Source organism: Mycobacterium sp. 1245852.3, assembly GCF_001669335.1.
Classification (GTDB): domain Bacteria; phylum Actinomycetota; class Actinomycetes; order Mycobacteriales; family Mycobacteriaceae; genus Mycobacterium; species Mycobacterium europaeum_A.
In genome coordinates, this window is sequence record NZ_LZLL01000292.1 from 1 (window position 1) to 9,027 (window position 9,027).

A 9,027-nucleotide genomic window follows, 5' to 3' on the forward strand; every position below is an offset into this window, starting at 1 on the left:
TTGAGGTTGACCGCAAGGTCCTGTTCCCAGTCGTCGTCGGTCAGAGACTCGGTGCGGCGCATCTGGTGTCGCCCGGCGACGTTGACCAGGACGTCAAGGCCACCGAAATCACGCACGCACTGCGCGACCGCGTCCCGGCAGGCCTGCGCCGACCCGATGTCCACCGACGCAAACCCGCCGCTTTCGATATCGGCGAAGACGTCAGCCAGGCGCCGGGCATCGCGGCCGATGCCGAAAACCGTTGCGCCCTGCCGGGAGAACAACTTTGCGGTTTCTGCGCCGAGGCCCGACGACGCCCCGGTCACCAACGCCACTTTGTCTTGTAGTGCAGCCATGCCCGTTCCGTCCTTCTTGGCGACAGTCGATTCGGCAGACTACTTGGTGGGCTCTACCAGGACCGCAACCGCACCACGCTGCCGCGCCGAAGATGCGGTGGCGCAACTATTCTCATGCCGTATCTGGCGGCGATGTCGGAGACGATGCGCTCGGCCCGCACGCGTTGCCGGATGCGGCGCACGGCGATCATCGCGAGCAGGCCGATGGCCTGCCTGCTCAGGGCGATGCGGCTGGTTCGCTTCCTCCAGCTCGGCGGCGGCGAGGCCGCGCGCCGTCCCGCGTAGTAGCCGAGGCAGGTTGCCGTCGCGAGCGCGGCGATCACCGCGATTACCGTCACCTGTCGAGCGTCCTTCGTCGCCGTCGCGCGGAGGTCACGGGTGGGCTACACCTCGGCCACCAAGTCCCGGATCGGTGGGGCCGCTCAGCGCCGGAAGACGACCCACCTCATCGCGCTGTACATGTACACCGCTTCACAGCCGCCCGCCGCCAGGCGCGACAGCTGATAGTGCACGCCGATGGCCGCGAGCGCCGTGGTAACCCCGAGGATGAAAGCCAGATAGTTGACGGCGACCACCACGGCGTAGGTCAGCACCTGAGGCCCGACCGCGGCGTGGGACCGAAAGTTCAATACGCGATTGAGGACGTAGCTGAGTGTGAAAGCGCATCCGTAAGCGATCGTCACGGCGATGGGCACCGGAAGGGCGAGCCCGCTGCGCAAGCCCGTCAGGATCGTCAGGTCGAGGCCGAAGGTGAAACCGTTGATCACACAGAAGCCCACGAGCGTCGGCGCGACGACCGCCTTCAGGCCGAACGGCAGCCGGCCGACAACCGCCTCGCACCAGTTGTGGAACCGGCCGGCCACGCCTGAGTGGCTGGCCGAGGGTTCCGCTCGCACCTGAGCACGGTGACATGACCAGGTATCTATTGGGTGATCAGTTGGCCAACTTCCACCGATCGCGCATCGTTCCTTTCGCTGCGGATTACGCCCTACGATTCGGAATGTGGACGAGATGCCCCACTACACCGGCCCGATAGATCCGGCGAACCGCAATATCTTTGGGGCATGCCTGTCGCTGATCGGGTTGGCGACGATGATGCTCGCCCTTCTGCTGCTGCTGACGGTCTCGAGCAACCGCGCTTTGGCGTTCAAATTGGAAGCCGGGTTCTTTCCGCCGTCCTCCGAATCCGCGGTGCAGTCGGCGCGCACCGAGGTCGTCATCGCGGCCGTGTTAATTGTCCTGTCGACCGCTTCGGCGATTACCGCGGTCATTTTTCGCTCGACCATCGCGTGGCGGCTCATCGGTGGCGTGACTCTGCTGGCTTTGCTCCTGGCCGGCCCCTTGCTCTGGGTCTGCTATGACATGGCATTCTGAATCCGCCGTCCTGCCACTATGATTCGTGTCAAGCGTGTCCCCGATTTCAAGGGCGAGGACGTCGTGTTGTTGGCGGCCGACGGCACCGGTATTGACACCCTGCTCGCGACGCTGGCCGACGCGCTAGGGGAGGGCTCGTCACGCCTGGCGGGCGCCGATGTCGTCCACGACTTTGTCATCGAGGCCGGTGCGGCCCACATCGAACTCTGGGACGATCGCGCCCTGTGGCGGCTGGACCCCGGGAAGGCGACCGAAATCGTCGAGAAGTTACGGGTGCTGAGTGCCAGCGGGCGCCCCGGCCACCACTACGTCGACGACATGTCGGGCCCTGCGCCCACGCTGGTGCTGTCACGCGACGAATACCTCGCGCCGAGCCGGCTGACCGCGGGCAGGGAGCCGCTGTTTGGTGACTTCGCGCCGGGCGCCGGCGACGAGTCGCCGTAAGCGTGCGGGCCGCGGGCGTGTGAAAACCCGTTGCTCATAATGGGTTTTGCAACATCGCATCAGTCAGTGGCAAAGCAGTACATTCGGTAGATCAGTTGCTCGTCTCCGAGTTTCTGGCAGATGTTCCTGAATAACCTGTCGACGTAGAAATTCGGGAGGCGGGACTGCTCTTTCAAGACCGGCAGATTATTCTCTACGCCACGCGCAACTTGTTCACTGATGTTCCTTTCGGAAACGAGCCGCATCGGGGCGTTGCGCAATTCGTGGTCCCAATTGCCGATGTCCAGGCGGCGGCGGACGTCGGCGTAAAGGAAATGGCTTCCCGGGCTCAGCACCCGAGCGACTTCGGCGAGGAAGCGGTCGAAGTCGGCGTAGCCGTGTGAGGCTTCGACGTTGATCACCACGTCGAACGATTGATCGGCGAAGGGCAGGCTCTCTGCGTTGCCCTGGACGAAGTCCAGGCCGGGCTGTTGGTGCTTTCTGCGGCAGAAGTCGATGCCGGCGGAGTTCAAGTCCAGCCCTGTATAGGAAGCTGGAGCCAGGGTGCGCACCAGGTAGGAGGCTCCGCCGCCGTGTCCGCAACTGACTTCCAATACCCGCTTGTCGGTGAGATCCACTTGGGTGGCGACGCGGTGGTATAGCTGAATGAAGTATCGGTCCGACTCGTCGGAATTCGCCAACGGCAAGCCCATCGGCGGATCCTCCTCATAACCCCAGCTGAGGAATACCAGATCATCGGTGCTGGAATAGCGCGTGGCGAAGGGGTACCAGTACCGGCTGAGGGTTGAGTTGTAGTGGTTCCAAAGGGAATACGAATACTTCGCAATGGATCTGCGGCACGTATCGAAACCCAAGCGGTCTGTGACGCTCATCGGTACAGTATGGACGCCATCCTGGCCCGGCGAGGCAGACTGACTCTTAGATGCGCTCGCCGTGTGTCAGACCGGGAAAGTGACCCCGGTCAGCTCCTCTGACACCGCCCAGAGTCGGCTCTGCAGCGCCGGGTCGTGCGACTGCTTGCTGGATCTGACGACCTTGGGGTGGCCGTGATTCTCCAAGATGCGGTCTGGTCCGTAGTACTGCCCGCCCTGCGCCGCTGAATCGGTGGCGGCCCGCAGTGTGGGCAGCGCGCCCATCTCGGCGCTCTGCGCCCACACGTTCCAAACTATTTGAGCGGGCGGCCGAATCCATGCCGGCATGTTGCGGAGCAATTCGGTCTTCGACCCGCCCGGGTGTGCGGCCAGCGCGACAGTCGCAGTGCCGTTGCGGGCCAACCGGCGCTGTAGCTCGTAGGTGAACAACAGGTTTGCCAGTTTGGACTGCCCGTAGGCCTTGACGCGGTTGTAGGCGCGTTCCGACTGCAGATCATCGAAGTTGATTTTCGCCAGGGTGCGATGTCCGACGCTGCTGACGGTCACCACCCGTGAGCCGTCGGTCTGCAGCAGTCGGTCTAGGAGCAACCCCGTCAATGCGAAGTGACCGAGATGGTTTGTGCCTAATTGCAATTCGAACCCGTCCTGGGTGCGGGCCTTATCCGTGTAACAGACGCCGGCGTTGTTGATCAGTAGGTCGATACGTTGGTGCACCGACTTGATCTGCTCGGCGGACTTGCGGATCGCCCGCAACGACGTGAGGTCCAGATGCTGTATCGCGACGCTGGCGTTTGGATGTTGGGCGGTGATCCGGGCCGCAGCATCCTTGCCCTTGTCGGGGTGACGCACCGCGAGCACCACATCGGCGCCTTTGCCCGCCAGCGCGACCGCGGTGTGGAAGCCGATCCCGGTGTTGGCCCCGGTGATGACGGCGACGCGGCCGGATTGGTCGGGAATATCGACGACGGTCCACTTGGTCCTCATCGGTCGTTCTCCTTGGACTCACAGGGCAGTTGGGAGGTCTGACGACCGTGTCCGAATGTCAATCTTCACCTGCGGCTGCCGTCGGAATGCCCCGGCCCGCGCCGTCATCGCCACCGCCGGTGGCGGCCGGTCGGCGTCGTGTTCGCTCGGACGCCCGGCCCAGCGACCGCACCAGCAAACCGTATAAGCCTGGGCCGAAGGGCCATTGGGTCACAATTGCCCCGGTCGCTCCGCGATAATAGTTGTGCGCCGACCCCCATACCGTGCGGTTTACCTGTTTTTGAAGCCATGCGTGATATCGATCCGTCCAGCTGTGCTTCACTTCGATCGCCGTGATGCGTTGCCGCTGCATCCGCTTGACCGCATGGACGATGTACCCGGCCTGGTGCATCAGCATCGACAGGACTACCGCGCCATTGGTCCCAGGTCCGTACATCATGAAGAAATTGGGGAACGTTGGAACCGTGATGCCAAGGAAGGCTTTCGGTTCTTCCTGCCAGAATTCTTGCAGCATCTGGCCGCTGCTCCCCCGAACCTCCATGGTCCCGAGATAATTCGTTGCTTGAAAACCGGTAGCCATCACCAGTACGTCGATGCGCCGTTCGACGCCCGCATCATCGACGACGCCGGTCGGCGTCACCGAGGCGACGGCATTCGATACCAGCTCGACGTTATCGAGCTTGAGCGATGGATAGAAGGTCGAGTTGAAAACCAAGCGCTTACCCCAAAACGGGTAGCTGGGCGTCACCGCCTTCTTGAGATCGGGCCGGTCCCGAAATTCCTTCTCAATGTGCTTCAGGGCGGATTTTTGCCCAGCGGAATGAAACAACGTTCCCTGCCGAAAAGGGGCACCCCGAAGGTAGAACGCCTCGGCCAACGCCAGCCACTTCACCCGCGCCCAGCGGTACCGCCACGGGGTGCCCAGCGCGGCTCGCTGTCTGGGCGTGTAATCACGCGCGTCCTTCGGTACAACCCAACCTGGCTCGCGTTGAAACACGTAGAGCTGCTTTACGATCGGCGCTAGTTCTGGCACGATCTGGGTCCCCGTCGATCCGGTCCCCACTACCGCGACTGTCAGATCCCGGAGATCATGCTCAGAGTCCCAGCGCGACGAGTGGAACTTGGGACCTTGAAATGAATCCAATCCGGGCCACGTCGGGTATTTCGGAATGTTCAGGAATCCCGTCGCTCCGACCAGGGCATGGCACCATGTCGCTTCCCCCGTGCTGAGCGTCAGATGGTAGATATGCGCCGCTTCGTTCCATCGCGCGGACTTGACTCCCACGCCACAGTGCAGATGAGAACGCAGGCCGAACTCATCGATGGTGTCGTTGAGGTACCGCAGAAGCTCGGGTTGCTTGGCGTGGGTTCTGCTCCACCGGTGTTGCTTGAAGGGATACGAGTAGACGAACGAGACCGTGTCCACTTCGGCGCCGGGGTACCGGTTGTACCACCAGGCGCCGCCGGGCTGCTCAGCCTGTTCATAGATCGTGAAGGTGTCGATGCGGGCCTTTTTCAGCAGCACCGCTAGGCCGATGCCTCCGAATCCTGCGCCAACTATCACGATCCGGGGCGTCCCGACGCCGCCGAAGGGGCCCGCCGCGCTCATGGATTCCGATCCACACCGTGAGTAGCGATCGGGTTGCGGCGGTTGGCGTGCCCCAACCCCCCGGCGCACCATTCTTGTTGCAGCACGGCGAATCTCGGTGGCGTCACTTGCCGGCCGTCAACGGCAAGAGTTGTCCGGCCGGGCCCAAGCACCTGTGCGTTGGGAATCATTGATGGAGGTCCGTTTGCTCGGCGCGTACACCGGGCTGGAGTAGCCCGAGCAAACGCAGGTCGGTGGCATACTTGATGATCGTCGACGCGGAAATACCTGGAATGTCGTTGTCTGGACCAAGATTTGCTGTGCGCACAGCAGCTCGGAATCGATCCACCGGCGCAAAGGAGCCCACTGTCGGTTCCGGTGGCCGCCGGTCCTTGGTGTCACCCATCAGCGCCAGCAACATGGACAGCACCGAGTGTTGGCGCTGTCGCTCCGGCAAAGCACGCAATCCGACCTCGAATCGGTCTAACCACTGGCCGAAGTCGTCGATGCGCTCGATCGGATAACCGGCCTCGATCAGCCAGTCCACAAATTGGTCAAGCCCGGCGCCATCATCGTGCGGGTTCATCACGTGATAGGTCTCGAACCCCTCAGCGCCTTGTGCGCCCAGCGCGGCAATCGCCTCAGACACGAAATCGACTGGCAGTCCGTCATAGTGCGCACGTTGCCGGTTTCCGGCCTCATCCAGCTGGTAAAAAGAACGCGGTGCGACGCCGGTGGCGACCACGCTGAGCACCATCCGGGTGATCATGTCCGTCAGATTGAGCTGGGCCGAATAGGTGGTGTCGGCCAGGATCATGCCGCTGCGGAACACCGCAGTCGGCATCCCGCATAGGTCGTGGGCCTCGCGCAGTAAGACCTCACCGGCCCACTTGCTATTGCCGTAGCCGTTGGCGTAGCTGTCGTCGACGATGCGGTGGGCGCTGATCAGCCGGATGTCGGCATCCTCGGTGAACATCGAGGGCTCGATCTGACGGCCGACGTCGTATGTCGAGACGAATGTGTAGCGCTTGAGCTTCGTAGTGAGCGCAAGGCGGATCAGGGTGGCGGTGCCCACGACATTGGGTCCGAAGAGTTCACGGTAGGGCAGGACGAGGTTGACCAAGGCCGCGCAATCGACGATCAGATCCACGCTGGCGGCCAGGCGCTGCCAAGCCAGCGCATCTATGCCCAGACTGGATTTGCTCGTGTCCCCGGCGATGACCTCCAGACGGTCGGCGGCTAGTTCACGGAAGTGCCGCAGCATTTCCCTGTCCTTGCTGTCGAAGGTGCGATCCAGTCGTTGCCGCGCATGGTCGTCGGAGTCGGCCCTTATCAAGCAGATCAGCTTGCCGCCTCGCGGTTCGAGCTTTTTCAGCCATTCCAGGACGAGGTAGCGCCCGAGGAAGCCGGTTGCCCCGGTCAGTAAGACTGTTCGGACTTCGGCGCTCGTGCCGGGCAGCGTCGGCGCGGCGGACAGCGTGGCGGCGTCGATGAATTTGTCTAGCGTGAGATCGCTGGCGTGCACCTCGGTGGGGGTGTCACCGTGCACGGACGCAAAGCTGGGTCCGTGGGCATCGCCCTCGGGCATCGAGCCAACGATCAGGTGTTGACGCAGACCGGTGACCGTCGGTGCGTCGAACACGGCGCGCACCAAAAGGTCGGCGTTCAGCCTGGAGTTAATCGCTGCGACCAAGCGCATTGCCGACAACGAATCCCCGCCCAACTCGAAGAACGAGTCGTCGACTCCGACCCGTTCCAGCCCGAGTACCTGAGCATAGATACCGGCGAGGGCCTCCTCGACCGCATCCGAGGGAGCGCGGTACCTGTCGATGCCGCGATACTCCGGTACCGGCAGAGCGCGCCGGTCAAGCTTGCCCGAGGTGGTCAGTGGGAAAACGTCGAGCACTACATAATGCGCGGGAACCATGTAATCAGGCAACTGCTCGGTCACTCGCTCGCGCAGGGCGCTGAGTGCGGAGTTGGTGTGGGGATTATTGGTGAGCGCGGCGCGATGCCGGGTGTCGTCGGAGGGCAGGTACAGGTCGCTCAGGGGTGAGAGTTCCGCGGAGGCTGGGTCATTCGCTGAAATGAATACAGCGTCGAGGGTTCCGGATTCGGCGCCCCACGTGACGGCGACGCGGTATCCGGCGGTTCGGCCGATCCGGTGCAACTGTTCTGGCGTGGTGGTGTTTCGGATTTCGGCGGCTTCGGCGAAGGCTTCGTCCAGCGATAGTCCCGCGGTGATTGCTCGTTCGATGTGGACGTCGGTGGCCAGACCGGTGCGAGGGATCTCGGTGACGCGGACGGCACCGGGACGCCGGGACGTCAGCCGATTGCACAGGTCTTGCGGGCTATGGAATTGGTTCCACGTCCAAGCGGGAACAGCGGCCACTGAGCGTACCGGGACGGGAGCGGTATGGGCGACGACGTCGTAGCGATACCGAGTCAGTTCGTTGTCGGCCAACCCGCGTTTGACGCGGATGTCGACCCCCGTCACCTTCGGGTGACTAGCGGCCCAGGCGGTGAAAAACTCTGGCGCCACGAGCAATTCGGCGTCGCTGAGGATCGCCCGGTGTACGCGTTCGCGAATCTCGGCAGCGTCGGTGCCTGCGGTGCGGGCGAGTGCCACAGCGGCCTGGAACGCCCTGTGCAGACTGTGGTTACGAACGTCCCCGATGAAAAGTGTCCCGCCGGGGGCCAGTAGATCGACCGCGTTGTCCAACAGGCCGGTCAGATATTCCCGGTTAGGGAAGTACTGGATGACCGAGTTGAGGATGATGGTGTCGAAATAACCCGGGCGAAGCGCTTCGGTGACGTGGGCCGGCTGAGTCAGCAACTGGACTCGATCACGCCACGGGATCTGCAGTTGGTCCAGTGACCGACCAAGTTTGTCGATGGCCACCTTCGACATGTCGGTGGCTACGTAATGGTCGCAATGCGGGCCGATCTGTGACAGCAACAAGCCCGAACCCACACCGATTTCCAAAACCCGTCGCGGTTGCGTCTCCATGATCCGATCCACCGTGGCCGCGCGCCACTCCACCATCTCCCCGCGCGGAATCGGGTCACCGGTGTAGCTGCTGTTCCAGCCCCGGAAATCGGCACCGAACGCTGACTCTTCGGCTTCATCTCCATACACGTCGTCCCAGATGTGTTGCCATTCTTCGACAATTTCGGCGTTATGGTCAGGTGCGATGGTGCGATCGAGGGTGAGGTATGCGACGAGCCGTTTGTCTCCGGGTTGGTCTTCGCGGGCGATGACGACTGCCTGCTTGATGCTCTCGATTCGGTTCAAGGCGGCTTGGATTTCGCCGAGTTCGATGCGATACCCGCGAATCTTGACCTGCTCATCGGCGCGGCCCACATAGCGCAACTGCCCATCGGGTGTCCAGCACACCAAATCCCCGGTGCGATACATCCGCGCACCCGC

9 protein-coding genes are annotated in these 9,027 nt (G+C 62.9%); 2 read left to right on the top strand and 7 right to left on the bottom strand.

Annotation, left to right across the window (positions count from 1 at the left end; all coding sequences use genetic code 11):
• The 3 genes from A9W96_RS13290 to A9W96_RS13300 form a co-directional block, all read right to left on the bottom strand.
• Positions 1-335 (bottom strand): SDR family NAD(P)-dependent oxidoreductase (locus tag A9W96_RS13290; RefSeq protein ID WP_156765231.1); only part of this gene is annotated, 335 nt, incomplete at its 3' end.
• Positions 336-388: 53 nt separating this feature from the next.
• Complete coding sequence (locus A9W96_RS13295; protein ID WP_067022488.1) at positions 389-673, bottom strand: hypothetical protein; 285 nt, start codon at positions 671-673, stop codon at positions 389-391.
• 84 nt (positions 674-757) lie between these two features.
• The gene (locus tag A9W96_RS13300; protein ID WP_231999676.1) at positions 758-1,198 is read right to left on the bottom strand and encodes a GtrA family protein; all 441 of its coding nucleotides are present in this window, start codon (positions 1,196-1,198) and stop codon (positions 758-760) included.
• Positions 1,199-1,337: 139 nt separating this feature from the next.
• Between A9W96_RS13300 and A9W96_RS13305 the strand changes: the two genes are divergently transcribed.
• Both A9W96_RS13305 and A9W96_RS13310 read left to right on the top strand, forming a co-directional pair.
• Positions 1,338-1,709: a hypothetical protein gene (locus A9W96_RS13305; RefSeq protein ID WP_067140309.1), complete on the top strand. Its 372-nt coding sequence runs from the start codon at positions 1,338-1,340 to the stop codon at positions 1,707-1,709.
• A gap of 18 nt (positions 1,710-1,727) precedes the next feature.
• Entirely contained in the window at positions 1,728-2,153 is a 426-nt protein-coding gene (locus A9W96_RS13310) for a hypothetical protein (protein WP_067140312.1), read from the top strand.
• A 59-nt stretch (positions 2,154-2,212) separates the two neighbouring features.
• On the opposite strand, the gene A9W96_RS13315 is transcribed toward A9W96_RS13310, so the two are convergent.
• The 4 genes from A9W96_RS13315 to A9W96_RS33125 form a co-directional block, all read right to left on the bottom strand.
• Entirely contained in the window at positions 2,213-3,025 is an 813-nt protein-coding gene (locus tag A9W96_RS13315; protein WP_067140315.1) for a phthiotriol/phenolphthiotriol dimycocerosates methyltransferase, read from the bottom strand.
• 66 nt (positions 3,026-3,091) lie between these two features.
• The gene (locus tag A9W96_RS13320; protein WP_067140316.1) at positions 3,092-4,009 is read right to left on the bottom strand and encodes an SDR family NAD(P)-dependent oxidoreductase; all 918 of its coding nucleotides are present in this window, start codon (positions 4,007-4,009) and stop codon (positions 3,092-3,094) included.
• 58 nt (positions 4,010-4,067) lie between these two features.
• The gene (locus tag A9W96_RS13325; RefSeq protein ID WP_067140319.1) at positions 4,068-5,618 is read right to left on the bottom strand and encodes an NAD(P)/FAD-dependent oxidoreductase; all 1,551 of its coding nucleotides are present in this window, start codon (positions 5,616-5,618) and stop codon (positions 4,068-4,070) included.
• A gap of 166 nt (positions 5,619-5,784) precedes the next feature.
• A partial coding sequence (locus tag A9W96_RS33125; RefSeq protein WP_156765232.1) for a thioester reductase domain-containing protein occupies positions 5,785-9,027 on the bottom strand: 3,243 nt, incomplete at its 5' end.